This window comes from Rathayibacter sp. AY1A3 (assembly GCF_002930975.1).
GTDB lineage: Bacteria > Actinomycetota > Actinomycetes > Actinomycetales > Microbacteriaceae > Rathayibacter.
Map to the genome: position 1 here is coordinate 1 of NZ_PSTO01000021.1, position 25008 is coordinate 25008.

Sequence of the window (25008 nt, forward strand, 5' to 3'; positions counted from 1 at the left end):
GCCCCTGCATCGACCCCCGGCGAATCGACTCCACCCCTCTCCCGTCGCGAGCTCCGCGAGCGCGAGCGCGCTCTGGCCCTCGCCTCCGACGTCTCGCTCGCGAGCGGCTCCGACGACCTCCTCGCGGCTCCCACGGCGGAGCAGTTGCGCGAGGCGGAGCGCCGCGTCGCCTCGGTCCGCAGCGCTCCGGCCCCCGTCCCCGCACCGCGCGCGACGCCGCTCCGGCCCGTGCGCCGGGCCCGGGTCGGCGGACTCGTCGCCCTCTCCTTCGTCGCGGCCATCGTGGCGGCGACCTCTCTGCCGGCCACATCGCTCCTGACCGCGGAGGACGTGCAGGCGCAGAGCCTCTCGACCCCCTTCGGCGCCGACGCCCGCCGCGGCGCGCAGTCGTTCGTCGCCGGCGAGGTCAGCGCCGAGACGGTCGCCCGCGACGGCTTCGGCGTGCAGGAGCGCAAGACGCAGACCAACGTCGCCGACATCGTCCGCACCTCCGACACAGGCTTCACGAACGACCCGAACGCGTCGATCCAGTGGCCCTTCGCCGTCGGCGTGCCGGTGGGCGATCGCTTCGGCTACCGCAACTGCGCGGGCTGCTCGGTGAACCACGGCGGCACCGACTTCAACCCGGGCGACGGCTCGCCCATCCAGGCGATCGCCGACGGCGTCGTGCGCACGGTCATCGACGGCGAGGGCTCGCTCGGCGTGCACGTGATCGTCGACCACGAGATCGACGGGCAGCTCGTCTCGAGCGTGTACGCGCACATGCAGCACGGCTCGGCGGCCGTGAACGAGGGCGACCCGGTGAAGGTCGGCCAGCTGCTCGGCCTGGTGGGCACGACCGGCATGTCGACGGGCCCGCACCTGCACTTCGAGATCCGCCTCGACGGCGTGACGAAGGTCGACTCCTACCTCTGGCTCAAGGCCAACGCCGGGCGCTGACCCGGCGGCGGGACGCGGGAGTCGCCGGGCGGACCCCGCGGCCCGCTACTCCGCGCGCAGCCAGACCGTGGTGTCGGCGGGCAGCGCCGGCTCGTGCAGCTCCTCCGAGGACAGCACCACGGAGCCGACGGGCAGCTCGACCGGAGCCTCGCCGAGGTTCGCGATCACCGTGACGGCTCCGTTGCGGAACGCCACGACGTCCTCCGGGTAGCCCTCGAGCCATTCGACGGCGCCGGAGCCCAGGTCCTCGGCGCGGCGCACCGCGAGCAGGGACCGGTACAGCTCGAGCGTCGAGCCCGCGACACCGCGCTGGCGGTCGCGCGCGAGCGGCGCCCAGTCGCCGGGCTGCGGCAGCCAGGAGTCGCCGGAGCCGCTGAAGCCGTACGCGGGCGCGTCCGCCTCCCACGGGATCGGCACCCGGCAGCCGTCGCGGCCGTAGCGCTCGCCGCCGGTGCGGAACCAGGTCGGGTCCTGACGCGCCGAGTCCGGCAGGTCGATCGCCTCGGGGAGCCCGAGCTCCTCGCCCTGGTAGACGTAGGCGGAGCCGGGGAGCGCGAGCATGAGGGCGGTCGCGGCACGAGCGCGGCGCAGCCCCAGGACGGGGTCGGGGAGTCCGGGCGTGCGCGGGCCGATGCCGTAGCCCTGCGGGTTGTCGGACGTCAGGGCCAGGCGGCTCGCGTGGCGCACGACGTCGTGGTTCGACAGCACCCACGTCGACGGGGCGCCGACGGCGGCGAAGGCCTCGACGGAGGAGTCGATGATGTCGCGGAGGGCGGGTGCGCTCCACGGGGTCTCGAGGTAGGCGAAGTTGAAGGCCTGGTGCATCTCGTCGGGGCGGACCCAGCGGGCGAGCTTGGAGAGGGGCTGCACCCACGCCTCGGCGCAGAGCACGCGGTCGTCCGGGTACTCGGCGAGCAGGGAGTGCCAGTCGCGGTAGATCTCGTGGACGCCGTCCTGCGCCCAGTAGGGGGCGGTGGCGGGCTCCTCGCCGTCGGCGGGAGCGACTCCGCCCATCGACCCGCTGTCGGCGGGCGGCGTGTAGTCGGGCAGCCCCTCGGCCTTGATCATCCCGTGCGCGACGTCGACGCGGAAGCCGTCGACGCCGCGGTCGAGCCAGAAGCGGAGGACCTCCCGGAAGCGCTCGCGCACCCACTCGTTCGTCCAGTCGAAGTCGGGCTGCGAGGTGTCGAAGAGGTGCAGGTACCACTGGCCGGCCGAGCCGTCGGGCTCCATGACGCGGGTCCACGCGGGGCCGCCGAAGACAGACTCCCAGTTGTTCGGGGGCAGCTCGCCCGACTCGCCCCGGCCGTCACGGAACAGGTAGCGCGCCCGCTCGGCGCTGCCCGCGGGAGCGGCGAGCGCCTCCTGGAACCAGCGGTGGGCGCTGGAGGAGTGGTTGGGGACGAGGTCGACGATGATCCGGATGCCCAGGGCGTGAGCGCGGGCGAGCATCGCGTCGAAGTCGGCGAGGGTGCCGAAGAGCGGATCGACGTCGCAGTAGTCGGCGACGTCGTAGCCCGCGTCCTTCTGCGGCGAGGTCATGAAGGGCGAGAGCCAGATCGCGTCGACGCCGAGCTCGGCGAGGCTCTCGAGGCGCGAGGCGATGCCGGGCAGGTCGCCGATGCCGTCGCCGTCCGCGTCCGCGAAGGAGCGCGGGTAGATCTGGTAGATGACGGCGGTGCGCCACCACTCGGCTCCCCGGCGGTGCTCGGCCTCGGAGTCGGGGCCGGGGGAGTTCTCGGGCGCGCCGGAGGTAGCGGAGTCCAGGGTCATGGGGTCGAGTTTATCGGGCGGCTCAGGGGCGCCGGGGGCACGCCCCCCGCCGTCCCGTACAGTCGACGGGTGATCGAAGAGACGCCGGACGAGGCCCGAGCCCGACGCCGACGGGCGCTGCTGTGGGTGGTGCCGCTGCTGGTGCTGCTGGTCGGCGGCCTGGTCGCCGTCACCCTCGCGATCGGCGGATTCGCGCTGCGCAGCATGACCGGCGCCTCCGCCGTGCAGCTCGTCCTGGTCGCCTAGGCGGTCGCGGCCGGGCCGTCCTCGTCCTCGGGCGGGGGCGCGGAGGAGGTGCGCGCCCGCTCCTCGGACGCGTGCGCGGTCTCGGGCCCGGTCGCGCGGGCCTGCTCGTCGGCGCGGGTGACCGCCTCCGCGAGCTCGTCGGCGACGAGGTACCCGGGAGAGACGGCCTCGGCCCGGTAGGCCGCCCGGCCGACCATGTGCGCCGAGACGGGCACGGTCAGCAGCTGGAAGCCGATCACCAGCACGATGGTCCCCGCGGCGGCGAAGCCGGGGTTCCGGATGGCGACCGCGAGCATCACGCAGATCAGTCCGAGCACCTGCGGCTTCGTGCCCGCGTGCATCCGGGAGAGCAGGTCGTCGAACCGCATCAAGCCGATCGCGGCCAGCAGCGAGAGCAGGGCGCCGACCAGCAGCAGCACAGCGGTGAGCACGTCGAAGAACAGGTCCATGTCAGTCCTCCTCGCGGTTGGCCATGAACTTGGCGACGCTGATCGATCCGAAGACGGCGAACAGCGCGAGCCCGAGCGCGACGGGCAGGGTCCGCGCGTGGTGGTTGACCGCCATCTCGGCGCCGATCCCGCAGATGATCGTCGCGACGAGCACGTCGGCCGCGACGACCCGGTCGAGCACGGACGGACCGCGGAGGATCCGCACGAGCGCGAGCAGGCAGGCGGCGCCGAAGACCGGCACCAGGATCCAGATCAGCCAGTCGATCACCGGACCACCCCCGATCCGGCCTCGATCGGCCGGTTCACGCGCTGCACGTCCTCGCGGGAGCCGATGGCCCGGACGATGCGCGCTTCCGTCCGGAGGACCGTCCGGCGCACCTCGTCGATCCGCTCGCCCTCGTCGTGGGTCACGCCGAGCACGTGCAGGTAGAGGACGTTCAGCTGCGGGTCCACGTCGATCACCAGGGAGCCGGGGACGAGCGAGACGGCCTCCGTCGTCCAGACGAGCATCCCCTCGGAGCGGCTGCGCAGGTGCACGGCGACGATGGCGTTGTGCACCGGAACCGGCAGGGTCAGGATCTGCCAGGACACCCGCACCGAGGCCACCGCGATGTCGGCCAGCAGGCGCAGGAGGAAGAGGAGCACGAACCACGGGTTGATGCGGTTCGAGAACTCGACCGGCGGCAGGTAGAACACCCGGGTGATCAGCAGGGCGACCAGGAAGCCGGTGACGATCGACAGCACCGAGACGTCGTCCCAGAGCAGCACCCAGATCCCGACGAGGGTCACGAACATCGCGACGCGGTTCCAGATGTCGACGCGGCGGCGGGGGCTCATCGCGGCCCCTCCTCTCCGAAGGACGAGTCGCGGTAGACGGTCGCGATGTAGGTCGCGGGGTCGGCGACCGCGCTCGCCGCTCGCTCGCTCGCGTCGTAGAGGGGACCGGCGCCGACGGTCAGCACGACGCCGACGACGACCATCCCCGCGGTGGCGAGCACCATCATCGGCGGCGAGTGGCGGGTGCGGATGCTGCCCGTGTCGTGGGGGTCCTCCTGCAGCTGGTCGATCAGGGGCGACTCGTAGCCGGGCACCTCCTCCTGCCGGCGCCAGAAGACCATGTTCCAGACGCGCGCGACGGCGTAGAGGGTCAGGAGCGAGGTGACGGCCCCGGCGGCGATGACGGCCCAGATCAGCCACGACGGCTGGTCGACGGCCGACTCCGTGCCGGCGACGAAGAGCCCCACCTTGCCGAGGAAGCCGGTGAACGGCGGGATCCCGCCGAGGTTCATCGCGGGGATGAAGTAGAGCAGCGCCAGCAGCGGCGAGGCCTTGAGCAGCCCGCCGAGGCGCAGGATCGAGGTGGTGCCGCCGACGCGCTCGATCAGGCCGGTCGCGAGGAAGAGCGTCGTCTGCACCGTGATGTGGTGGATGACGTAGAAGATCGTCGCCGCGTAGCCGGCCGGGGTGCCCACGGCGATCCCGAAGACCATGTAGCCGATGTGCGAGACCAGCGTGAAGGACAGCATCCGCTTGATGTCGGCCTGCGCGACGGCGCCGAGGATGCCGACGATCAGCGTCAGCAGCGCCACCACCAGCAGCACCTCGCTCAGCCTCCCGCCGGGGAAGAGCAGGGTCTCGGTGCGGATCAGCGCGTACACGCCGACCTTGGTGAGGAGTCCGGCGAAGACGGCGGTGACCGGCGCCGGAGCCGTGGGGTACGAGTCCGGGAGCCAGAACGACAGGGGGAAGACGGCCGCCTTGATCCCGAAGCCGAGCAGCAGCACCACGTGGAGCACCAGCTGCACGTCGGCGGGGAGCTCGGCGATGCGGATCGAGAGCTGCGCCATGTTGACCGTGCCGGTGGCGCCGTAGAGCAGGCCGATGGCCGAGAGGAAGAACACGCTCGAGACCAGGCTGACGACCACGTAGGTCGTGCCGGCGCGGATCCGCGGCGCGGTGCCGCCCAGGGTGATCAGCACGTAGCTCGCGGCCAGCAGGATCTCGAAGCCGACGTAGAGGTTGAAGAGGTCGCCCGCGACGAAGGCGTTGAGGATGCCCGCCGAGAGGATCAGGTAGGTCGGGTGGAAGATCGTGACCGGCGTCTCGCGGTTGCCGTCGACGAGGCCCTGGCCGACCGAGAACAGCAGGACGCCCAGCAGGGTGATCGAGGTGATCACGAGCATCAGCGCGGCGAGCGGATCGACGACCAGCACGATGCCCCACGGCGGCTCCCAGCCGCCCACGTAGACGGCGCTGCCGCCTCCGTCGCCGGTGAGGACCAGCACGAGCATCACCGAGGAGATCACCAGAACGCTCGAGAGCGTCACGATGTTCACGGTGATCTGCGCGCGCCGGTGGCGTCCGAGGATCAGCGCGACGGCCGCTCCCAGGAGGGGGAGGGTGACGACGAGCGGGATCAGGGCGTTCATCGGTCCTCCTTCCTGTCGTCGGTCATGGCGCTCTCCCCGTGCTTGGCGGCGGTGCCCTCGTCGCTGGACTCGAGCAGGACGTCGAGCGCCCGGTCGTCGGCGGTGGTCTGGGCCGAGATGCCCGCCGCGTCCTCGCGGACGGAGGCGTCGGTCTCGTCGTCCTCCACCTGGTCGGCGTTGGCGAGGCGCCAGCGCCGGTAGATCATCGCGAGGAGGAAGGCGGACACCCCGAAGGTGATCACGATCGCGGTGAGGATCAGCGCCTGCGGCAGCGGGTCGGCCATTTCGGCGGCGATCTGCTCGTAGGAGCGCCCGTCGTCGGTGACGAACGGCGCGATGCCCGAGCGGCCGGCCATCAGCAGGATGAGGATGTTGGTCGCGTTCCCGACGAGCAGGAACCCGATCAGGATGCGGGTGAGGCTGCGCTCGAGCATCTGGTAGACGCCCGCCGCGTACATCACCGCCATCACGACGACGAGGACGAGGGTGATGCTCATGCGCCGTCCCCCCTGCCCGGTCCGCCGACGACCGTGGAGCCGGTGGGGAGCGAGGTCTCGAGCCCGTCGACCGTGCCCTGGCCGGGGCCGGGGGTGCTGTCCGTCGAGTGCGTGACGCCGTCGCCCGAGGGGGAGCCCTGCTCGGCCTCCTCGCCGTGGCGGTCGACCTCGCCGCCGAGGCTGCGGAGGATGTCGAGGGCGAGGCCGATCACGATCAGGTACACCCCGATGTCGAAGAGGGTGGACGTGCCCAGGTGGAGCTCGCCCAGCACCGGCACCTCGAGGTCGAGCCAGCTCGACTCGAGGACCTCGAGGCCGAAGGCGAGGGAGGAGACGGCGGTGCCGACGGCGAAGAAGAGGCCGAGTCCGAGGACCTTGCCCGCGTCGATCGGCGCGGCCTCGCCGAGCTCGAAGCGGCCGCCGGCGAGGTAGCGCGCGACGAGGGCGAGACCGGCGAGCAGGCCGCCCGCGAAGCCTCCGCCCGGGGTGTTGTGACCGGTGAAGAGCAGGTAGACCGACACGATCATCGCGGGGTGGAAGAGCAGGCGCACCAGCACCTCGAGCACGATCGAGCGGTTCTCCGGCCGGAGCGTGCGCCCGGCGACGAGCCAGGAGCCGCGGTCGCCGTCGCGCTCGGCGTCGGCGGAGGAGGCGGTCAGGTCCATCGCGCGCTCGCGGCGGTCGTCGGCGCTCTGCGACTCGAGGCGGGGCGCGCCTCCGGCCCGGCTGGAGAGGAAGATCAGGCTCGCGACGCCGGTGGCGACCACGACGAGGACCGAGATCTCGCCCATCGTGTCCCAGGCGCGGATGTCGACGAGCAGGACGTTGACGATGTTGCGGCCCTTGCCCTCCTCGTAGGCGAGGCGGGGCAGCTCGGCCGAGATCGGCGTCGCGGTCCGGGCGCCGAGGGCGATGGTGGCGGCGAGGGCCATGACCGCTCCGACCGCGATGCCGATGACGGCGCGCAGGCGCTTGCGCATCGGCTGGTGCTTCGCGGCGATGCGGGTCGGGAGGCGGCGCAGCACCAGGACGAAGACCACGAGGGTCACCGTCTCGATCAGCGCCTGGGTGAGGGCGAGGTCCGGTGCACCCTGCAGGGCGAAGAGGGCCACCATCCCGTAGCCGGTGGCGCCGGCCAGCAGCACGGCGGCGACGCGGTTGCGGGCGATCGCGCACAGCACCGCCGCGAGGATCATCACGGCCGCGACCGCGAGCTGGCCCGGGCTGTCCCAGAAGACGAGATCGCCCGGCCAGGTGCGGTTGAGAGCGGCCGCACCGCCGACGCCGAGGACGAAGACCGCGAAGATCACCGTCAGGTAGCGGGGGAGCGAGCCGCGCTGGACGGACTCGGTGACCGTGCTGGCGACACGGTCGAGCCAGCGGACGGTGGCCCAGTAGCCCTCGGCGGAGTCGATCCGGTTGGGCAGCATCGACTGGGCGCGCGCGACGGCGACGCGCTTGGCGAAGAGGAGGAGTCCGACGGCGATCACGAGGGCGCTGAGTGCCAGCGCGGGCTCGAAGCCGTGCCAGAGCGCGAGGTGGTAGCCGCCGTGGTCGGAGGCCTCCGCGGCGGCGGCGAGCTCCGGGTCGGCGTCCGGAGCGGCGTAGGGGAGGGTGTCCGCGTAGACGGCGACGAGCGGGTCGAGCACGGAGGCGGCGATCCCGCCGATCACGCTGGCGGCGGCCAGCAGCACCGGGGCGGCGGTGAAGGTCCACGGCTCGGCGTGCAGGTGCGTGTCCTCGAGCCCCTTCTTGCGGGCGAAGGCGCCCCAGAAGAAGCGCGCGGAGTAGGCCACGGTGAGGATCGAGCCGAGGACGAGGCCGACCAGCGCGACCCAGGCCCAGAACGAGCCCTGCTCGATCGCCGAGATCAGGCTCGTGAACACGGCCTCCTTGGCGACGAAGCCCAGCAGCGGCGGGATGCCCGCCATCGACAGCACGCCGACGAGGGCGGCGCCCGCGAGCACCGGCGCCTGCCGTCCCAGGCCGCTGAGCTTGCGGAGGTCGCGCGTGCCGGCGCGGTGGTCGACGATGCCGACGGTGAGGAAGAGCAGCGCCTTGAAGAGAGCGTGGGCGACGAGCAGGGTCAGTCCGGCCAGCGCGGCGTCGCGCGAGCCGAAGCCGACGGCGACGGTCAGGAAGCCGAGCTGGCTGACGGTGCCGTAGGCCAGCACGAGCTTGAGGTCGTACTGCCGGAGCGAGCGCCAGCCGCCGACGAGCATGGTCCAGACTCCGACGCTCACCACCACGGGCAGCCAGACGGAGTCGTCGGCGAAGCCCGGCGCGAGGCGCGCGACGAGGTAGATGCCGGCCTTCACCATCGCGGCGGCGTGCAGGTAGGCGCTGACCGGCGTGGGAGCGGCCATCGCGGCCGGCAGCCAGAAGTGGAACGGCACCAGGGCCGACTTCGAGAACGCGCCGAGCAGCACGAGCACCAGGGCCGTCGACACGATCGGGCCGGAGGGGGCGGCGGCGACGATCCCGGAGAGGCTGGTGGTACCGGCCTGCACGATCAGGACGATGATCCCGACCAGCATCGCCAGCCCGCCGAGAGTCGTGACCAGGAGCGCCTGGAGCCCGGCACCCCGGCTCTCCTTGCGCCCGCTGTAGTGGCCGATGAGGAGGTAGGAGAGGACGCTCGTCGCCTCCCAGAAGACGAAGAGGATGATCACGTCGTCGGCCGTGACCAGCCCGTACATCACTCCGGCGAACGCGGACAGGAGCGCTGCGAACCGGCCCAGCGAGGGCTCGTCGCGGCTGAAGTACGTCGCGCAGTAGGCGAGGACCAGGGCGCCGACTCCGCTGACCACGAGGGCGAGGACGATCGAGAGCGCGTCCAGGCGGAAGGAGAGGGCGATGTCGAGCGCGGGGATCCACGGCACGGACTCGCGGATCTCGCCGCCGTCGAGGATCGTCGGCAGGGCGGTCGCGGTGGCGACGAAGCTCGCGGCCGGGATCAGCGCCAGCGCGTAGAACGTCTTCGGCCCGAATCGGTCCACCAGCCAGGGGGTCGCCACGGCGATCGCGAACGAGATCACGAGGATGAGGAGCATCACATGTTCCTCCCAAGGTGTACCCAGCGCATACGTCGGTCAAGAATAACGGAGGGCCCTCCCTCGGAACCTGAGTGCGCGGAGGCTTGACGGCCCAGTCGCGATCCGCCAGGGCTCTACCGTGGGGAGCATGGCCCGCTCGCTCCTGCCCGACCAGCTCTGCCGACTCCGCGTCCACGACCTCGCGACGGGGGAGTCGACGACCGTCTTCGAGTCCGACTCCGTCCTCGTGGAGGCGCCGAACTGGACTCCGGACGGCTCCGCCCTGATCGTGAACGGCGACGGCGGCCTCTTCCGGCTGCCGCTCGAGGGGGCGCCCGTGCTCGAGCCGATCCCGCTCGACGGGGTGCCGGCCGAGCTCAACAACGACCACGTGCTCGCCCCGTCCGGCGGGCTCGCCTACGTCTCGGCGCGCGACGGGCACCTCTACGCGGTCGAGCTCGACGGCTCCGCCCCCGCCCGCCGCCTGACCGCCGAGCGCGAGGGCGCGCGCTTCAAGCACTACCTGCACGGCGTCTCGCCCGACGGCGCGACCCTCGCGCTGATCGGCGGCGGCGACGCCTCCGGGCGGTGGCGGACCGACGTGTACACGATGCCGGCCGGGGGAGGCGCGCTCACCGCCCTGACCGACGACGAGCCGGCGGACGACGGCGTCGACGTCTCGGCCGACGGCCGCACCCTCGTCTTCAACTCCGAGCGGGCCGGGGGCGGGGCGCAGCTGTTCCGCATCGGCCTCGACGGCTCCGCGCTCTCCCGCCTGGTCGAGTCGGGCACGGTCGACTGGTTCCCGCACGAGTCGCCCGACGGCGCGCACCTGCTCTACCTCGCCTATCCGGAGGGGACGGCCGGCCACCCCGAGAACGTCGACGTCGAGCTGCGGCTGCTCGACCTCCCCGGGCGCTCGACGCTCGAGCCCGGCCGCGTGCTGGAGCGCCTCCACGGCGGGCAGGGGACGATCAACGTCTCCGGCTGGGCGCCGGACTCGACGCGCTTCGCCTACGCCGACTACCCGCGGCGCTGAGAGCCTGAGTCCTTGCCGCGCATGCGCGGGAGGGGGATCGATCGGGGCGGGGTGCGGGTCTTGAATCGGGGGATGAGCATCGACAGCGCAGCATCCTCCTCCGTCACCCGCTCGCCGCTCGGCGACTCCGGCATCGACGTCTTCCCGCTCTCGCTCGGCGGCAACGTCTTCGGCTGGACCGCGGGCCGGCAGACCTCCTTCGACGTCCTCGACGGCTACACGGCCGCGGGCGGCGACTTCATCGACACCGCCGACGCCTACTCCGCCTGGGTCCCGGGCAACACGGGCGGCGAGTCCGAGACGATCATCGGCGAGTGGCTCGCGCAGCGCTCGGGGGACCGGGACGACGTGGTGATCGCGACGAAGGCGGGCCGCCACCCGCAGTTCACCGGCCTCGCGCCCGACACCGTGCGCGCGGCCGCCCGCGCCTCCCTCGAGCGCCTCGCGACCGACCGGATCGACCTCTACTACGCCCACTTCGACGACGAGGCCGTGCCGATGGCCGACATCGCCGCCGTGTTCTCCGAGCTCGTGGACCAGGGCCTCGTCCGCGCGATCGGAGTGTCGAACTTCAGCGCCGAGCGCGTCGCGGAGTGGCTGCGCATCGCGGGCGAGGAGGGCCTGCACTCGCCCGTCGCGCTGCAGCCGCACTACAACCTCGTGGAGCGCGGGATCGAGGCCGACCTGCTGCCCCTCGCCCGCGAGGCGGGGCTGGCCGTCGTCCCCTACTCCGCCCTGGCGTCAGGATTCCTGACCGGCAAGTACCGCGACGGATCGACGCCCGAGGGCCCGCGCGCCGACGGCGCCTCCCGCTACCTCGACGGCCGCGGCCGCCGGGTGCTGGCGGCGCTCGATGCGGCGGCGGAGGCGCACGGCGCCGAAGTGGCGACGGTGGCGCTCGCGTGGCTCCGCTCGCAGCCCGGAGTGGTCGCGCCGATCGCCAGCGCCCGCGTGATGGAGCAGCTGCCGGCGCTGATCGCCTCGGCCTCCCTCGAGCTGAGCGCCGAGGAGCTCGCCGCGCTCGACGAGGCGAGCCGGGCGTAGCCGCAGACGGGCGGCCGCGGGGGCGCGTCCCCCGCGGTCATCGACGCTCCGCGGAGGTGCTATCGTCTAACGGTGCCAAATCGCGGGCACGCCCCGAGAGGGGCTGTCAGACCCGCAGGTGCGCCCCCTTAGCTCATTGGTAGAGCACTTCCTTGGTAAGGAAGAGGTAGTGGGTCCGATTCCCACAGGGGGCTCCGTTCCCCGCAGGCCAGACCTGCGAAGAACGCGCGGCGGGGTAGCTCAGGTGGTTAGAGCACACGGCTCATAATCGTGGTGTCGCGGGTTCAAGTCCCGCTCCCGCTACAGCGAGAAGGCCCCGGTTCGCGCGTCGAGCCGGGGCCTTCGGCGTTCCCGGACGAGGTCCTGCCCGCGGGCGAGGTCTCAGACCGCGCAGCCCGCGAAGAGCACGTCGTCCGAGGAGACCAGGTCCTCCAGGGTCAGCAGACGGTCGAGGTCGTGGCCGGCGGCCAGGGCGTTCGCGCGCTCCGGTGCGGTCTGGGGGGCGAGGCGCCCCTCCATGACCCCGCCGAGGGCGCGGACGGCGCACGCGGCGACCACTCCCTCCGGGGTGCCGCCGATGCCGAGGACGAGGTCGACGCGGCCCGCGGGATCGGCCGCCTCGATCGCGACCGACACGTCGCCCTCGCCGCGCAGCTCGAGCGCGACCCCGGCCGCGCGCAGAGCCTTGATGAGCCCGGAGTGACGCGGCTTGTCGAGCACGACGACGACCAGCTCCGCGACGGGCTTCCCGAGCGCCGCCGCCAGCCGTGCGGCGTTCTCGGCGGGAGGGAGGTCGAGCGAGACGGCGCCCCGGCCCGCTCCGGAGCAGACCAGCTTGTCCATGTAGAACACGTCGCGCGGGTCGAACAGCGTGCCTCGCGGGGCCAGCGCGATCACGCTCACCGAGCCGGGGAGCCCCTCCGCCGTCAGCCGGGTGCCGTCGAGCGGATCGACCGCCACGTCGCAGGAGGGAGCGGAGGCGCGGCCGAGGCGCTCGCCGTTCGCGAGCATCGGGGCCTCGTCCTTCTCGCCCTCGCCGATCACGACGACGCCGTCGAACGGAGCGTCGGCCAGCACGGCGCGCATCGCCGCGACCGACGCCTCGTCCGCCGCGATCTTGTCGCCGCGCCCGTACCAGCCGCGCGCCGCCTCGGCCGCCGCGCGCACGGCGGCGGCCACCGCCTCCTGCAGCTCGGCCGGGTAGGCGGGCGACGCGATCAGCCGCAGGCCGCTCATGCGCGCGCGGGCTGAGCGGTCGCGGTGCGGACCAGCCGCTCCAGGGTGCGCAGGCCGTCGGAGGAGAGCACCGACTCCAGGTGCCCCTGCACCGACGCGACGTGCTCGCCGCGCAGGGCGTTGACCACTCCCGTCTCCGGATCGACCGACACCTCGAGCCCCAGCCGGGGCGTGCGCGCGACGCCGGGTGCGACGGAGGAGAAGGTGTTGTAGAAGCCGATCGCGGCGTCCTCGCCGAACACGTCCACCGCCAGGCGCACGCCCTGGCGGGGCGCGGGCAGCGGCTCGACCGGGAGGCCCGCCAGCAGCGACAGCATCTGGTGGCTGAGGCAGACGGCGAGCATCGGCCGCTCCGCCTCGAGGCGCGTGGTCATCAGCGAGCGCAGGTGCGCGATCCGCGGCTCGGACTCGTCGCGGGGGTCGCCCGGGCCGGGGCCGAAGACGACGAGGTCGTCGCTCAGCACGTCGGCGACCTCCGACCAGCGCTCGACCCGGGCGTCCATCCCGAGGTGGCGCAGCTGGTGGGCGAGCATCGTCGTGAACTGGTCCTCGTTGTCGACGATCAGCGCGGTGTGCCCGGCGAGGCCGGCGATGTGCTCGGGCGCCTGGGGTCGGAGCCAGAACGAGGCGAGCCGCTCGTTGCGCGCCTCGAGCGCCTCCTGCACGCCCGGCTGCGCGTTCAGGTCGATGGCCGGCGGCACCTCGCGGTGCGGCAGCAGGCCGAGGGCGGAGAGGACGCCCGACGCCTTCGCGCGCGTCTCGGCGACCTCGCCCTCGGGGGTGGAGTGGCGCACGAGCGTCGCGCCGGCCGGCACGGTGAGGCGGCCGTCCGCGCGGAGGTAGGCGGTGCGGATGAGGATGGGGGCGTCGACCGTGTAGCCGTGCTCCTCCGGCTCGAAGAGGGCGAGCACGCCGGAGTAGTAGCCGCGCGGCTCCTTCTCGTACTCGGCGATCACGGCGCACGCGTTCTCCATCGGCGAGCCGGTGACCGTGGGCGCGAACATCGTCAGCCGCAGGACCTCGCGCACGTCGAGTCCGGTGCGGCCCTCGAGCAGGTACTCGGTGTGGCTGAGTCGCGACATCTGCTTGAGGAACGGCCCGAGGATGCGGCCGCCGTCCGGGCAGACCGCGCTCATCATCTTCATCTCCTCGTCCACGACCATGAAGAGCTCCTCGCTCTCCTTGACGTCGGCGAGGAACGCGAGCACCTCCTCCCCGGTGGGTCCGGCCGCGGGGTGGCGGAAGGTGCCGCTGATCGGGTTCATCATGGCGACGCCGTCGCGCACCGAGACGTGGCGCTCGGGGGTCGCGCCGACGGCGGTGACCGTCTGCGCGCCGTCGACGCCGGGGGTGTGGATCGCGAAGGTCCAGTACGCGCCGGACTCGTCGGTGAGCAGGCGGCGGAACCAGGCCAGGACCGCCTCGACGGGCGGCGCGTCGGTCTGCGCGACGAAGGCGCGGTTGATGACGAAGTTGGCGCCCTCGCCGCGGCCGATCTCGTCCTCGATCACCCGGCGGACGATGTCGGCGTACTCGTCGTCCGGCACGTCGAAGCCGCGCTCCTCGACCGGGATCTCCCGCTCGGGCAGGAGCCGCAGCACCTCGGCCAGGGGGACGCTCTCGCGCTCGCGCACCACGAGGTTGCGCAGCGGGGCTCCGTCGTCCTTCGCCGCGAAGCCGCGCTCGCGCACCTGCCGGTAGGGCACGAGGGTCAGCACGTCGTCGCCGTCGAGCGGGATGTCGGCCAGGCCCTCGACGTCGAGCACGTCGCCCGTGAACACGTCGACGGCGTCGCGGCCCTGGCGGAGGACCACCGCGAACGGCAGCGTCCCGTCGGAGGCGAGGATGCGGGAGAGGAGCGAGGTCATCGTGGTCCTTGTATCGGGTCGTGCCCCACCCGGGCCCTGACATGCAGAACGACCGCCCGGAGGAGGCGGTCGCGTGCGAGGGGTCTGCGCGTCGGTCCGCCTAGGAGGCGGGCCACCAGGGGCTTCGGATCGACGTGCGCACGCCGCGAGTCTAGGGGAGAGCCGGGCAGCGGCCAAGCGGTGTCAGGCGGCCGGCCGCTCGGTCGGCTCGCCCCGCAGGGTCCGGAGCAGGAGGGTCGCGCCGGCCGTCGCGGCGGGGGTGGCGACGACCGCGCCCCCGGGGACGAGGAACGCCAGGTAGACGGCGATGCCGAAGCCGAGCGAGACCGCGCGGTGCTCGCCGAGGAGGCGGCGGCGGTCGCGGAGGGAGAGCCCCCGGGCGTCGCCCGCGAACCCGGTCAGCTCGAGCGCGAGGGCCCTCCCGCCGACCAGGGCGCCCGCGCCGAGGCCGACGATCGAGCCGACCACCGGCACCAGGCCCAGCAGCACCAGGACCACGCCGATCCCGAGGGAGGTGGCGACCAGCACGGCGGAGTCGCGGAGGCCGCGGCCGACCCCCTGCCAGAAGGTGCTCTCGCGCTCGTCGGGCACGCCGCCGAGGTCGTCCTCGACCCGCCGCCAGATCCGCTCGTAGAAGGGGTCGCCGACCAGCAGGGTCACCGCGGCGAAGAGGACCACGCCGAGGGCGAGCACGGCGCCGACCACCGCGATCGAGAGCACCAGGCGGACGGTGGCGGCCGTGCCCTCGTCCCAGCCGCCGGCGAACGGGGTGAGCGCGGTCACCGCGTCCTGCACCCGCGTGAGCACCAGGACCAGTACGCCGACGAAGACCAGGCCGACGATCAGGGGCGGGATCGCGCCGAGGAGCATCGCCCGCGGCGAGCGGACCCAGGTGCGGAAGCCGCGGAGGAAGAGCCGGGCACCGAGGCCGAGATCGCGGAGGACGCTCATCCCCCGATCCTCGCAGGTGGGTCCGGGTCGGGGGTCCGGCAGAACGCCCGACCGCACGGGGCGCGGAGCCTCAGACCCGCTCGAACGGAGCGAGCAGCCCCGCCATCGCCTTCGTCCGCGGCGCGGCGTACTCGTCGCGCCGCGAGGTGCTGACGCCCATCGCGACGAGCCCCTCCACCAGGCGCACCGCCGAGGCGACGCCGTCGATCACGGGTACGCCCAGCTCCCGTGAGAGGTCGCGGCACAGGTCGGCCATGCCCGCGCAGCCCAGCACGATCGAGTCGGACCCGTCGACGGCCAGCGCTGCGGTGCACTCCGCCAGGATCGCGCGGCGGGCGTCGGAGCGGGGGTCGTCGAGCTCGAGCACCGGGATGTCGCAGGCGCGCACCTGGCGGCAGGCGTCGCCGAACCCGGCGCGGCGGGCGATGTCCCAGGCGCGGCCGCTGGTGCGCGAGAGCGTGGTGACCACGCTGAAGCCCCGGCCGACGAGCGCGGCCATGTGCATGGCGGCCTCGGCGATCCCCACGACCGGGCCGCTCGCGATCTCGCGCGCGGCGTCGACGCCCGGGTCGCCGAAGCACGCGATGACCGCGCCGTCGCTGCCGGCCGCCTCCGCCCGGGCGATCTCGTGCAGGACGCCGGGCACGGCGAGCGCCTCGTCGTAGTGGCTCTCGATCGACGCCGGACCCATCGGCGGGGTGACGGCCGTGATCTCGGTGCCGAGCGAGGCGGCGGAGCGGGCGGCCCGGCCGATCGCCGCGGTCATCGCAGTGCTGGTGTTCGGGTTGACGACGGTGATGCGCATGGTGGTTCCTCGCTTCGGGTGCCGGGAGGGGGAGGGGCCCGCCCGGCCGCCGGTCCGCGGGATGCGGAGCGGCCGGAGCGGGTCCCTCCTCCGTGCCGGCCGGATCAGACGGTCGAGCCGTCGCTGACGTTCTCGAGGTCCTCGTCGAGGCGCCCGATCCGCGGCGCGCGCCGCTCGAGCACGGCCATCGCGACGAATCCGAGCCCGCAGCCGAGGAACCAGCTGTAGTCGCCGAGCCAGGTGAACTCCGCGCCTCCCGCCTCCGCGATCCAGCGCGGCACGAGCACCGAGGCGACGGAGGGGACTCCGCCGATCACGGTCGCCCAGACGGCGTTGGGGTTGAAGCCGCGCGAGAACCAGTAGCGGCCCTTCTCGCTCATCGTGTAGAGGTCGTCCACCCAGACGCGCTGGCGGCTGATCAGGTAGTAGCCCGCGATGAGGACGCCGAACAGCGGTCCGATCAGCGCGCCGAGGATGCCGAGCGTGTAGTGGATGGCGGTGTCGTTCGAGTACCAGTTCCACGGGGTGAGCAGCACCGAGCCGACGGCGGCGATCATGCCGCCCATCCGCCAGCTGATCTTCTTCGGGTTGACGTTGGAGAAGTCGAACGCGGGGGAGATGAAGTTGGCGACGATGTTGATGCCGATCGTCGCGATGACGAAGGTGAGCCCGCCGAGGAGCACGGCGAACCAGGTGTCGATCCGCTCGACGGTCTCGATCGGGTCGGTGATCAGCTCGCCGAAGACCGGCACGGTCGCCGACGCGGTGATCACGGTGAGGAGGGAGAAGAAGAGGAAGTTGATCGGGAGGCCGAGCAGGTTGCCGCGCTTCACGGCGCCGTAGCTGCGGGCGTACCGGGAGAAGTCGCCGAAGTTGAGCATCGGGCCCGAGAAGTAGGAGACGACCAGGGCGACGGCCGAGATCATCACCGGCACCGCGGCGGCGAGGTCGAGCGGCTCGCCGGAGCCGAGGGTGAGCGAGATGTTCTCCCAGCCCGCCTGCGACACCAGGTAGACGGCCAGCACGAGCATCACCACGTAGACCGCCGGTCCCGCCCAGTCGATGAAGCGGCGGATCGACTCCATGCCCCGCCAGAACAGCGCGGCCTGCGCGACCCAGAGGATCGCGTAGGAGAGGTAGCCCAGGGCCGAGAGGCCGAGGAACGACGCCTCGGGCGTGTTCAGGGCGGCCATGCCCGGGAAGAACTTGAGGAAGACGATGTTCAGCGACTGCGCCGCCAGGTAGGTCTGCACGCCGTACCAGGCGATCGCGATCAGTCCGCGGATGATCGCCGGGATGTTCGCGCCGCGGATGCCGAAGATCGCCCGGTTGATGACGGGGTAGGGCACGCCGGTGACCTGGCTGGGCTTGGCGACGAGGTTGCAGAAGACCTGCGCGATCACGATGCCCACCACCAGGGCGACGAGCACCTGCCAGCCGGCCAGGCCCAGCGCGAAGAGCGAGCCCGCGGTCACGTACCCGCCGACGCTGTGCACGTCCGACATCCAGAACGCGAAGATGTTGTAGCTCGACCAGCGCTGCTTCCGGAGCGGGGCGAGGTCCTCGTTGGAGAGGCGGTCGTCGTAGCCGGCGCTCGCCGCGACGGCGGGATCCGGATCGACGGGAGGAGCGGTGACTCGGGGTGCGGTGACTCGGTCGGACATGGGTGGATCCACCTCTCGGGCGGTCGTGCGCAGAGCGGCACGGAGCGGATGTGTCAGGGTGGTCGGGACGTCCGGCCGAGGAGGCGGGGCGTCGCGGAGAGCGTTCCGAGTGAAGTGATCACTTCACGCGGGCCACGCTACGAGTCGGGAGGCCGCCGCTCGTTTCGGCTCCGTTACGGCTGTGTGACGATCCGCGAGAGGGGACGGGCCATGCCCTCCGACGACACCGCGCCCGACGAGGCGGCCGCCCGGGCGATCGCGGACGGGGCCGGACTCGGCGCGAGACTGCGGGAGCTGCGGCTCTCGGCGGGCCTGTCGCTGAAGGCACTCGCCGGGCGACTCGGCATCTCCGTGAGCGCCGTCTCGCAGATCGAGCGCGGAGCCATGCAGCCCTCGGTCGGCCGGCTGATCGCCCTCGTGGACGCGCTGGGGGTCCCGCTGTCCGCCGTGTTCGACCAGGGCGCGTCGGCGCCGGTCGAGACCGAGGTCGTCCGGGCGCGCGAGTCGGCGCCCGTGGCGCTCGAGGGCGGAGTGCTGTTCCGCCGTCTGGCGCCGCGTCCGCTGGACGCCGTCGACTTCTTCGAGTCGACCTACCCGCCGGGCTCGACCTCGACGGCGCACCGGCAGCTGCTCCGCCACGACGGGTTCGAGATGGGGACGGTGACGCTCGGAGAGCTGACGGTCGAGTTCGAGGACGAGTCGGTCGTCCTCGGGCCGGGCGACGCCATCACGTTCCCGTGCGAGCGGCCGCACCGCATGGTCAACACGGGCTCGACCACGGCGATCGCGACCTGGCTGATCGTCCACCGCTGACACCGCGCCGGTGCTTCGTGCCGGACCCCTGGCGGCACCACCTGCGTATGGGACCCTGGTCCTCGCTCCTCCACAACGGGCGGACGACCGTCTCCTGTCCACACCCCGGTCGGGATCGGGGCGCGGCGGGCCCTCGGTGTCGGTACCGCCTGGTGGGCTGGTCTCCTCGACCGAGGGGTGCGGAACGTGGAGGAGCGGATGGACGGCAGGAACGACGAGGGGTGCCCGCGCTGGTGCGCGGGCGAGCACGACGAGCTGGTCGCGGCGGGGGAGCGGCTGCACCGCTCCGCGGCGAGCTCGCTCCCGGTGGTGCTCTGGGCGGGCCGAGACGGGGCCGCGGGCGCGACGGTGCACGTCTCCCTGTGCCGCCCGGGGGAGTCGGGGGAGGACAGGCTCCGCTTGGAGGCCGACGGGCTCGGCGAGGTCGACCTCGATCTCAGCTCGGGGTCGCGGCTGGCCGGCGCGGTGCTCCGGCTACTCGGCGCCGCGTGAGGTGCGCGGCGGGTCGGGCGGCAGGAGGTCCGTCAGCTCGATCTCGAGCGCCTCGCAGAGCGCGAGGAGGGTGTGCAGCGTGGGGTTCGCGGGCGAGCCGGGCTTCGACTCGCCCTTCTCGAACTTCTGGTAGGTGTAGCCCGCGAGCCCGGCCGCGTGGGCGATCCGCTCCTGGCTGGCGCCCTTGGCGATGCGGGCCCGGTGCATGTTGGTGCCGAGCTCGCGGGCGTAGGTCGCCCAGTCGCGCTCGGGAGTGGGTGTCGACATGCCCGCCAGCTTCGGAGAAGTTCGGCCGCGGGTCAGCCATACACGGATGGGAAATTCCCGGTGGTCATACCCGGGTGACCACAGGCGGCGCCTCCGGAGCCCCGAGGGCCCCGCGACGGCAGCGCCTAGTATGGCCGGGTGCCAGTGAACCCCGAACTCGTCGGGCGCGTCTTCGCGCCCACGGAGCCCTATCAGGTGGGGCGCGAGAAGGTGCGCGAGTTCGCCCGCGCCGTCTCCGCGACCTCCCCCCTGCACCACGACGTCGAAGCCGCCCGCGCCGCCGGGCACCCCGACCTCGTCGCTCCGCCCACCTTCGCCGTCGTCGTGCAGGAGTTCACGCTCCAGCAGCTGCTCGCCGAGCCCGACGGCGGGATCGACTTCAGCCGCGTCGTGCACGGAGACCAGCGCTTCGTGCTGTCCCGTCCGGTCGTGGCCGGCGACGAGCTGACCGCGACCCTCTCGGTCGCCGCCATCAAGAAGCTCGGCGCCCACTCGATGGTCACCACCGAGTCCCGCATGGTCGACGCGAGCGGCGAGCACGTCGTCACCGCGATCTCGACCCTCGTGGTCAGGGGAGACGAATGAGCACCGCACTGCCCGCTCTCGCCGAGCTGAGCGTCGGCCAGGTCGTCGCCGAGAGCCGCTTCCCGATCGACCGCGGCACCCTGGTGCGCTACGCGGGCGCCTCGGGCGATTTCAACCCCATCCACTACCGCGACGACGTCGCCGCCGAGGTCGGCCTGCCCGGCGTGCTCGCGCACGGCATGCTCACGATGGGCACCGCGGTGCAGGTCGTCGTCGACTGGGTCGGCGACCCCGGACGCGTGGTCGACTACCAGGTGCGCTTCACCCGCCCCGTCGTGGTGGACCCGCGCGACGGCGCCGCGATCGACGTGGTCGCCAGGATCGGTGCTGTGAACGCCGAGGAGGGCTGGGTCCGCGTCGACCTCGCCGTCTCGGTCGAGGGCCAGTCCGTCCTCGGCAAGGCCCAGGCACGGGTCCGACTCGCGTGACCTCCGCGCCGCTGCTCTCCGCCCTGACCACCCTCCGCGTCGGCGGACCCGCCGAGCGCCTCGTCGAGCCCGCCACCGAGGCGGAGCTGGTCGAGACGCTCGTCGGCCTGTGGTCGGACGACGAGCCGTGGCTGCTGCTCGGCGGCGGCTCCAACCTCCTCGTGGGCGACGACGGGGTCGAGGGCACGGTCGTGCGCGTGCGCACCACCGGCGTCGAGCGGCTCCCCTCCGACGAGCCGGGGCGCGTGCTCCTGCGGGTCCAGGCGGGCGAGTCGTGGGACGGCCTCGTCGCGACGACCGTGGAGCGCGGCTGGGCGGGCCTCGAGGCCCTCAGCGGCATCCCCGGCACGGTCGGTGCGTCGCCCGTGCAGAACATCGGCGCCTACGGCCAGGAGCTCTCGGACACGCTGGTCGCGGTCGACTTCCTCGACGAGGGCGCGCGCGAGCCCGTCCGGCTGACGGCGGAGGAGATGCAGTTCGCCTACCGCACCTCCGTGATCAAGCAGGGCCGCCGGGGCGCGGTGCTGGCCGTCGAGTTCGCGCTCGAGGAGGTCGGCGCCGAGGGCGACGGCACTCCCGTCGCCTACGGTCAGCTGGCGTCGGCGCTCGGAGTCGCTCTCGGCGACCGCGTGCCGCTCGCGCGGGTGCGCGAGACCGTCCTGGCGCTGCGCGCGGGCAAGGGCATGGTCCTCGATCCGGAGGACCCGGACACCGCGAGTGCCGGCTCCTTCTTCACCAATCCCCTCGTCACGAGCGCGTTCGCCGACTCCCTGCCGCCCGAGGCGCCGCGCTGGCCGGTCGAGCCGACGGCGGAGGCGCCCGTCATCACTCCGCTCGCCGCGGTCGAGGCCGGAGCGCCCGTCGGGCTGCCCGTGCCGCCCCGCGCCGACGGCCTGGTGAAGCTCAGCGCCGCGTGGCTGATCGAGCACGCCGGCGTCTCGCGCGGCTTCGCCCTGCCCGGATCGCGGGCCGCCGTGTCGAGCAAGCACACCCTCGCCCTGACCAACCGCGGAGGAGCGACGGCCGAGCAGGTCGCCGAGCTCGCCCGGTACGTCCAGGGCCGCGTCCTGGCGGAGTTCGGCGTGCTGCTGCACCCCGAGCCCGTGGTGGTCGGCACCGCGGTCTGAGTCCGCGCGGTCTGCGCCCGCAGGCGCCGCGCGCCCGGGGACGAGCGCCCTCCGGCCGCGGCCTCCTCCGGCTCAGCTGTCGCGGCGGATCCAGCGGAAGCCGAAGCGGCAGGCGACGAGCCCCACGACGAGCCAGATCCCGAGCACCAGCGCGACGCCGCCGAGGTCCCAGGACCCGTTCACCTCCGCCTCCTCGAATCCGCTCGGCAGGAACACGGCGCGCATGCCCTGCGCGATCCACTTGAGCGGGAAGACGCTCGCCGTGTTCTGCAGCCAGTCCGGCAGCGTCGTGAACGACAGGTACGACCCCGAGATGAACTGCAGCACGAGCAGCGGCGGCACGATCACGGCGGTCGCGCTCTTGCCCGAACGGGGCAGCGCGGAGACGGCGATGCCGAGGATGGCCGACGTCGCGACTCCTGCCAGGTAGACCCAGGCGAAGGTCGCCCAGCGCCCGCTGTCGGTGGGCAGCTCGACCGAGAACACCGTCGCCGCGACGAGGAGCAGCAGGGCCGTCTGCGCGAGGCTCGTCACGAGCACCTGGCCGAACTTGCCGATGAAGTAGCTGAAGACCGGCAGCGGTGCTCCCGCGAGGCGCTTGAGCGTGCCGTCGCCGCGCTCGACCGCGATGTCGACGCCCAGGTTCTGGACGCCCGAGAGCAGGATCCCGGCCGCGGCCAGGCCCGGCACGTAGTACTCCGCCATCGGGATGCCCGGGTCCTGCGGGTTCGCCTGCATCACCGCGGTGTCGCCGAACGCGACCGAGAAGATCGTCAGGAGCAGCACCGGGAAGAGGAAGGTGAAGAACACCTGGTCCGGAGCGCGGAAGTACGAGCGGATCTCGTAGCGGGCCCGGGCGAGTCCGAGGCGGACGGTGCGTCCCGGGCCGGTGGAGAGGGTGCGGGGGCGGGTGGCGACGGCGGTCACGCGGGCTCTCCGATCAGGTCGACCGCGTCGCGGTCCTCGCGGATGAGGTCGAGGTAGATGTCCTCGAGGCTGGGGCGGACGACCTCGAGGGCCGTCGGCTCACCGATCCGGGAGTGCAGCTCGGCGACGGTCCGGGCGGGCTCGGTGGTGCGCAGCCGGTGCAGCACGCCGTCCTCGCGCCACTGCACGATCGGGACGCGCGCCTCGTCCCCTCCGATCGCGCTCATCGGGCCGATGGCCAGGAGCCGCCCGCCGGAGATCACGGCGGCGCGGTCGCCCAGGCGGGCGGCCTCGTCGAGGTAGTGGGTGGTGAGCAGGATGGTCGTGCCCTCGCTCTTGAGCAGAGCGATCAGGTCCCAGAAGGAGTGGCGGGCCTCGGGGTCGAAGCCCGTGGTGGGCTCGTCGAGGAACACCAGCTCGGGGCGGCCGATGATGCCGAGGGCGACGTCGACGCGGCGGCGCTGGCCGCCCGAGAGGCGCCCGATGCGCGAGCGGGCCTTGGACGTCAGCCCGACGGCCTCGATGGTCTCGTCGACGTCGCGCGGTCGCGGATAGAGGCTGGCGAAGTGCGCGATCTGCTCGCGGACCGTCGCGTTGCCGGACTCGCCGCTGGACTGCAGGACGATCCCCAGACGCGCCTTCCACGCCAGGTCGCCGTGGCGCGGGTCGACCCCGAGCACCGACACCTCGCCGCCGGAGCGGTCGCGGTAGCCCTCGAGGATCTCGATGGTCGTCGACTTCCCGGCGCCGTTGGGGCCGAGGAGCGCGAAGGTCTCGCCCCGGTGGATGTCGAAGGAGACTCCCGCGACCGCCGGAGCGCCCCCGTAGTCCTTCCGCAGGTCGCGGACTCGGACGGCGTGGTCTTCGCTCATCGTCACAGCGTGCCCTGTCGCACCCCTCCGGCGACAGTGATCCCCGATTTCCGCCTCCCTCTTGCCCTCCCCGCCCCGAGATGCCAGGCAGCCCTCACCTGTCGGACAGGCCCGTCGCAGTATCCGCCGGTCACCGTGCGGCACGGTCGAGCGGCGACCGGCGTGTCAGCGGATCGTCCGCGGGACGCGTCCCGCTCTCTGCGACGCACCCCCGTCGTCGAGCCGCCGCTGCCGATCGACGGCGCAGGCGGAGGAGGGCTAAACGGTGCCGAAGAGCTGCTGCAAGCGGCGCACGCCCTCGAGGAGCGCGTCGTCGCCGAGGGCGTAGGACAGGCGGAGGTAGCCGCTCGGTCCGAAGGCCTCGCCGGGGACGGTGGCGACCTCGGCCTGCTCGAGGATGAGGTCGGCGAGCTCGAGGGAGGTCGTCGGGGTGGTGCCGTTCCACTCGCGGTTCAGGAGCCCGTTCACGTCGGGGTAGACGTAGAACGCGCCGCCGGGGGTGGGGCACTCGATCCCGTCGATCGCGTTCAGCTCGGCGACGATGGTGCGGCGGCGGCGGTCGAAGGCCAGGCGCATCTCCTCGGCCGGCTCCTGCGGGCCGGTGAGGGCGGCGATCGCGGCGCGCTGCGAGATGTTCGAGACGTTGCTCGAGAGGTGCGACTGCAGGTTCGAGGCGCCCTTGATCGCGTCGGCCGGGCCGACCATCCATCCGACGCGCCAGCCGGTCATCGCGTAGGTCTTCGCGACGCCGTTGACGAGGATCGTCCGGTCGCGCAGGGCCGGCACCGCCTCGACGATCGAGGTCGCGTGCTCGAGCGGGCTCGCGTCGTCCTGGTCGCCGGTGGAGTAGACGAGGTTCTGGTAGATCTCGTCGGCGATGATCCAGAGGCCGTGCTCCTCGGCCCACTCGCCGATCTCGCGGGTCTGCTCGGCCGAGTAGACGGCGCCGGTGGGATTGGAGGGGGAGACGAACAGGAGCACCTTGGTGCGCTCGGTGCGCGCGGCCTCCAGCTGCTCGACGGTGACCAGGTAGCCCTGGTCGGCGCCCGCGAACACGTCCACCTGCACGCCGCCGGCGAGCTTGATCGCCTCGGGGTAGGTGGTCCAGTACGGGGTCGGCACCAGCACCTCGTCGCCGTCGTCGAGGAGGGTCTGGAAGGCCTGGTAGACGGCCTGCTTGCCGCCGTTGGTGACCACGACCTGCGAGGGGTCGACGGCCCATCCGGAGTCGCGCGCCGTCTTCTCAGCTATGGCAGCGCGGAGGTCGGGGAGGCCCGCCGCGGGGGTGTAGCGGTAGTTCCTCGGGTCGAGCACGGCGGCCGAGGCGGCCTCGACGATGTGCTCGGGAGTGAGGAAGTCGGGCTCGCCGGCGGCGTAGGACACGACCGGGCGGCCCTGGGCCTGGAGAGCCTTCGCCTTGGCGTCGACCTTCAGAGTGGCGGACTCGGCGATGGCGGCGATGCGGGCGGAGATGCGCGTGGTGGAGGACACGACGGCCAGCGTATCCTGCGCGCGCACGGGG

General features: G+C 72.9%; 25 protein-coding genes and 2 tRNA genes. 11 read left to right on the forward strand and 16 right to left on the reverse strand.

Annotated elements, in window-relative coordinates; genetic code table 11:
• Nucleotides 1-939 (forward strand): M23 family metallopeptidase (locus tag C5C10_RS18360; protein WP_104234247.1); only part of this gene is annotated, 939 nt, incomplete at its 5' end.
• Between the two features lie 45 nt (nucleotides 940-984).
• On the opposite strand, the gene C5C10_RS10960 is transcribed toward C5C10_RS18360, so the two are convergent.
• Nucleotides 985-2712 (reverse strand): glycoside hydrolase family 13 protein, encoded by a 1728-nt coding sequence (locus C5C10_RS10960; RefSeq protein ID WP_104329235.1) that lies wholly within the window; start codon nucleotides 2710-2712, stop codon nucleotides 985-987.
• A 69-nt stretch (nucleotides 2713-2781) separates the two neighbouring features.
• On the opposite strand from C5C10_RS10960, the gene C5C10_RS17855 reads away from it, so the two are divergent.
• Nucleotides 2782-2958 (forward strand): hypothetical protein, encoded by a 177-nt coding sequence (locus tag C5C10_RS17855; RefSeq protein WP_181067860.1) that lies wholly within the window; start codon nucleotides 2782-2784, stop codon nucleotides 2956-2958.
• Here the strand turns inward: C5C10_RS17855 and mnhG are convergent.
• From mnhG to C5C10_RS10990, 6 genes are read right to left on the reverse strand one after another with little or no spacing between them, the layout of a single operon-like run.
• Complete coding sequence (gene mnhG / locus C5C10_RS10965) at nucleotides 2955-3407, reverse strand: monovalent cation/H(+) antiporter subunit G (RefSeq protein WP_244229587.1); 453 nt, start codon at nucleotides 3405-3407, stop codon at nucleotides 2955-2957. The genes C5C10_RS17855 and mnhG overlap by 4 nt on opposite strands.
• Nucleotide 3408: 1 nt before the next feature.
• Nucleotides 3409-3675, reverse strand: a complete 267-nt coding sequence (locus C5C10_RS10970; RefSeq protein ID WP_308470711.1) for a monovalent cation/H+ antiporter complex subunit F — start codon at nucleotides 3673-3675, stop codon at nucleotides 3409-3411.
• Complete coding sequence (locus tag C5C10_RS10975; protein WP_104234245.1) at nucleotides 3672-4244, reverse strand: Na+/H+ antiporter subunit E; 573 nt, start codon at nucleotides 4242-4244, stop codon at nucleotides 3672-3674. The genes C5C10_RS10970 and C5C10_RS10975 overlap by 4 nt, the downstream gene beginning before the upstream one ends.
• Complete coding sequence (locus C5C10_RS10980) at nucleotides 4241-5836, reverse strand: Na+/H+ antiporter subunit D (RefSeq protein ID WP_104223613.1); 1596 nt, start codon at nucleotides 5834-5836, stop codon at nucleotides 4241-4243. Before C5C10_RS10980 ends, C5C10_RS10975 begins: the two co-directional genes overlap by 4 nt.
• Nucleotides 5833-6333 (reverse strand): Na(+)/H(+) antiporter subunit C, encoded by a 501-nt coding sequence (locus C5C10_RS10985; protein ID WP_104223614.1) that lies wholly within the window; start codon nucleotides 6331-6333, stop codon nucleotides 5833-5835. The genes C5C10_RS10980 and C5C10_RS10985 overlap by 4 nt, the downstream gene beginning before the upstream one ends.
• The gene (locus tag C5C10_RS10990) at nucleotides 6330-9386 is read right to left on the reverse strand and encodes a Na+/H+ antiporter subunit A (protein ID WP_104329236.1); all 3057 of its coding nucleotides are present in this window, start codon (nucleotides 9384-9386) and stop codon (nucleotides 6330-6332) included. The genes C5C10_RS10985 and C5C10_RS10990 overlap by 4 nt, the downstream gene beginning before the upstream one ends.
• A gap of 130 nt (nucleotides 9387-9516) precedes the next feature.
• Here C5C10_RS10990 and C5C10_RS10995 point away from each other — a divergent pair, with 130 nt between their 5' ends.
• The 4 genes from C5C10_RS10995 to C5C10_RS11010 all read left to right on the forward strand — a co-directional run bounded on the left by C5C10_RS10995 (nucleotide 9517) and on the right by C5C10_RS11010 (nucleotide 11754).
• Nucleotides 9517-10407, forward strand: a complete 891-nt coding sequence (locus C5C10_RS10995) for a PD40 domain-containing protein (RefSeq protein WP_104329237.1) — start codon at nucleotides 9517-9519, stop codon at nucleotides 10405-10407.
• Nucleotides 10408-10479: 72 nt separating this feature from the next.
• Nucleotides 10480-11451: an aldo/keto reductase gene (locus tag C5C10_RS11000; RefSeq protein ID WP_104282417.1), complete on the forward strand. Its 972-nt coding sequence runs from the start codon at nucleotides 10480-10482 to the stop codon at nucleotides 11449-11451.
• Nucleotides 11452-11573: 122 nt separating this feature from the next.
• A tRNA-Thr gene (locus tag C5C10_RS11005) sits at nucleotides 11574-11645 on the forward strand.
• Between the two features lie 35 nt (nucleotides 11646-11680).
• Nucleotides 11681-11754, forward strand: a tRNA-Met gene (locus C5C10_RS11010).
• 78 nt (nucleotides 11755-11832) lie between these two features.
• Here C5C10_RS11010 and C5C10_RS11015 read toward each other — a convergent pair.
• From C5C10_RS11015 to C5C10_RS11035, 5 genes are all read right to left on the reverse strand, one after another.
• Complete coding sequence (locus C5C10_RS11015; protein ID WP_104329238.1) at nucleotides 11833-12687, reverse strand: fructose-bisphosphatase class II family protein; 855 nt, start codon at nucleotides 12685-12687, stop codon at nucleotides 11833-11835.
• Nucleotides 12684-14555 carry an anthranilate synthase family protein gene (locus C5C10_RS11020; RefSeq protein WP_104223619.1) on the reverse strand — a complete coding sequence of 624 codons (1872 nt, stop codon included), beginning with the start codon at nucleotides 14553-14555 and terminating at the stop codon, nucleotides 12684-12686. The genes C5C10_RS11015 and C5C10_RS11020 overlap by 4 nt, the downstream gene beginning before the upstream one ends.
• Before the next feature lie 183 nt (nucleotides 14556-14738).
• On the reverse strand, nucleotides 14739-15506 hold the full coding sequence (locus tag C5C10_RS11025) for an EI24 domain-containing protein (protein ID WP_104329239.1): 768 nt from the start codon (nucleotides 15504-15506) through the stop codon (nucleotides 14739-14741).
• Between the two features lie 70 nt (nucleotides 15507-15576).
• On the reverse strand, nucleotides 15577-16311 hold the full coding sequence (locus C5C10_RS11030) for an aspartate/glutamate racemase family protein (RefSeq protein ID WP_104329240.1): 735 nt from the start codon (nucleotides 16309-16311) through the stop codon (nucleotides 15577-15579).
• Nucleotides 16312-16415: 104 nt separating this feature from the next.
• Nucleotides 16416-17975: an NCS1 family nucleobase:cation symporter-1 gene (locus C5C10_RS11035; protein WP_104329241.1), complete on the reverse strand. Its 1560-nt coding sequence runs from the start codon at nucleotides 17973-17975 to the stop codon at nucleotides 16416-16418.
• 210 nt (nucleotides 17976-18185) lie between these two features.
• Between C5C10_RS11035 and C5C10_RS11040 the strand changes: the two genes are divergently transcribed.
• Both C5C10_RS11040 and C5C10_RS11045 read left to right on the forward strand, forming a co-directional pair.
• Complete coding sequence (locus C5C10_RS11040) at nucleotides 18186-18788, forward strand: helix-turn-helix domain-containing protein (protein ID WP_104329242.1); 603 nt, start codon at nucleotides 18186-18188, stop codon at nucleotides 18786-18788.
• Nucleotides 18789-18986: 198 nt separating this feature from the next.
• The gene (locus C5C10_RS11045; RefSeq protein WP_104254833.1) at nucleotides 18987-19280 is read left to right on the forward strand and encodes a DUF6907 domain-containing protein; all 294 of its coding nucleotides are present in this window, start codon (nucleotides 18987-18989) and stop codon (nucleotides 19278-19280) included.
• Here the strand turns inward: C5C10_RS11045 and C5C10_RS11050 are convergent.
• Nucleotides 19263-19547 (reverse strand): helix-turn-helix domain-containing protein, encoded by a 285-nt coding sequence (locus tag C5C10_RS11050; RefSeq protein ID WP_104223625.1) that lies wholly within the window; start codon nucleotides 19545-19547, stop codon nucleotides 19263-19265. The genes C5C10_RS11045 and C5C10_RS11050 overlap by 18 nt on opposite strands.
• Before the next feature lie 138 nt (nucleotides 19548-19685).
• On the opposite strand from C5C10_RS11050, the gene C5C10_RS11055 reads away from it, so the two are divergent.
• Genes C5C10_RS11055 through C5C10_RS11065 form a run of 3 tightly spaced genes read left to right on the forward strand, consistent with a single transcriptional unit; the run spans nucleotide 19686 to nucleotide 21687 of the window.
• Nucleotides 19686-20132 carry a MaoC family dehydratase N-terminal domain-containing protein gene (locus tag C5C10_RS11055; protein WP_104227045.1) on the forward strand — a complete coding sequence of 149 codons (447 nt, stop codon included), beginning with the start codon at nucleotides 19686-19688 and terminating at the stop codon, nucleotides 20130-20132.
• Entirely contained in the window at nucleotides 20129-20560 is a 432-nt protein-coding gene (locus C5C10_RS11060; RefSeq protein WP_104238284.1) for a MaoC/PaaZ C-terminal domain-containing protein, read from the forward strand. Before C5C10_RS11055 ends, C5C10_RS11060 begins: the two co-directional genes overlap by 4 nt.
• A complete protein-coding gene (locus tag C5C10_RS11065) occupies nucleotides 20557-21687 on the forward strand; it encodes a UDP-N-acetylmuramate dehydrogenase (protein ID WP_104329243.1) in 1131 nt (376 codons plus the stop codon). Before C5C10_RS11060 ends, C5C10_RS11065 begins: the two co-directional genes overlap by 4 nt.
• Before the next feature lie 72 nt (nucleotides 21688-21759).
• On the opposite strand, the gene C5C10_RS11070 is transcribed toward C5C10_RS11065, so the two are convergent.
• From C5C10_RS11070 to C5C10_RS11080, 3 genes are all read right to left on the reverse strand, one after another.
• Nucleotides 21760-22614 carry an ABC transporter permease gene (locus C5C10_RS11070; protein ID WP_104223629.1) on the reverse strand — a complete coding sequence of 285 codons (855 nt, stop codon included), beginning with the start codon at nucleotides 22612-22614 and terminating at the stop codon, nucleotides 21760-21762.
• Entirely contained in the window at nucleotides 22611-23486 is an 876-nt protein-coding gene (locus C5C10_RS11075; RefSeq protein WP_104254889.1) for an ABC transporter ATP-binding protein, read from the reverse strand. The genes C5C10_RS11070 and C5C10_RS11075 overlap by 4 nt, the downstream gene beginning before the upstream one ends.
• 258 nt (nucleotides 23487-23744) lie before the next feature.
• Complete coding sequence (locus C5C10_RS11080; protein ID WP_374953347.1) at nucleotides 23745-24986, reverse strand: pyridoxal phosphate-dependent aminotransferase; 1242 nt, start codon at nucleotides 24984-24986, stop codon at nucleotides 23745-23747.
• Nucleotides 24987-25008: the final 22 nt, after the last annotated feature.

Coding starts and splice junctions, on each gene's coding strand:
- C5C10_RS11030 (WP_104329240.1), bottom strand. CDS start 16,311: ATGCGCATCACCGTCGTCAACCCGAACACCAGCACTGCGATGACCGCG.
- C5C10_RS11045 (WP_104254833.1), top strand. CDS start 18,987: ATGGACGGCAGGAACGACGAGGGGTGCCCGCGCTGGTGCGCGGGCGAG.
- C5C10_RS10985 (WP_104223614.1), bottom strand. CDS start 6,333: ATGAGCATCACCCTCGTCCTCGTCGTCGTGATGGCGGTGATGTACGCG.
- C5C10_RS10975 (WP_104234245.1), bottom strand. CDS start 4,244: ATGAGCCCCCGCCGCCGCGTCGACATCTGGAACCGCGTCGCGATGTTC.
- C5C10_RS10995 (WP_104329237.1), top strand. CDS start 9,517: ATGGCCCGCTCGCTCCTGCCCGACCAGCTCTGCCGACTCCGCGTCCAC.
- C5C10_RS11035 (WP_104329241.1), bottom strand. CDS start 17,975: ATGTCCGACCGAGTCACCGCACCCCGAGTCACCGCTCCTCCCGTCGAT.
- C5C10_RS11025 (WP_104329239.1), bottom strand. CDS start 15,506: ATGAGCGTCCTCCGCGATCTCGGCCTCGGTGCCCGGCTCTTCCTCCGC.
- C5C10_RS11075 (WP_104254889.1), bottom strand. CDS start 23,486: ATGAGCGAAGACCACGCCGTCCGAGTCCGCGACCTGCGGAAGGACTAC.
- C5C10_RS11015 (WP_104329238.1), bottom strand. CDS start 12,687: ATGAGCGGCCTGCGGCTGATCGCGTCGCCCGCCTACCCGGCCGAGCTG.
- C5C10_RS11040 (WP_104329242.1), top strand. CDS start 18,186: ATGCCCTCCGACGACACCGCGCCCGACGAGGCGGCCGCCCGGGCGATC.
- C5C10_RS10980 (WP_104223613.1), bottom strand. CDS start 5,836: ATGAACGCCCTGATCCCGCTCGTCGTCACCCTCCCCCTCCTGGGAGCG.
- C5C10_RS10990 (WP_104329236.1), bottom strand. CDS start 9,386: ATGCTCCTCATCCTCGTGATCTCGTTCGCGATCGCCGTGGCGACCCCC.
- C5C10_RS11000 (WP_104282417.1), top strand. CDS start 10,480: ATGAGCATCGACAGCGCAGCATCCTCCTCCGTCACCCGCTCGCCGCTC.
- C5C10_RS10960 (WP_104329235.1), bottom strand. CDS start 2,712: ATGACCCTGGACTCCGCTACCTCCGGCGCGCCCGAGAACTCCCCCGGC.
- C5C10_RS11020 (WP_104223619.1), bottom strand. CDS start 14,555: ATGACCTCGCTCCTCTCCCGCATCCTCGCCTCCGACGGGACGCTGCCG.
- C5C10_RS11050 (WP_104223625.1), bottom strand. CDS start 19,547: ATGTCGACACCCACTCCCGAGCGCGACTGGGCGACCTACGCCCGCGAG.
- C5C10_RS11060 (WP_104238284.1), top strand. CDS start 20,129: ATGAGCACCGCACTGCCCGCTCTCGCCGAGCTGAGCGTCGGCCAGGTC.
- mnhG (WP_244229587.1), bottom strand. CDS start 3,407: ATGGACCTGTTCTTCGACGTGCTCACCGCTGTGCTGCTGCTGGTCGGC.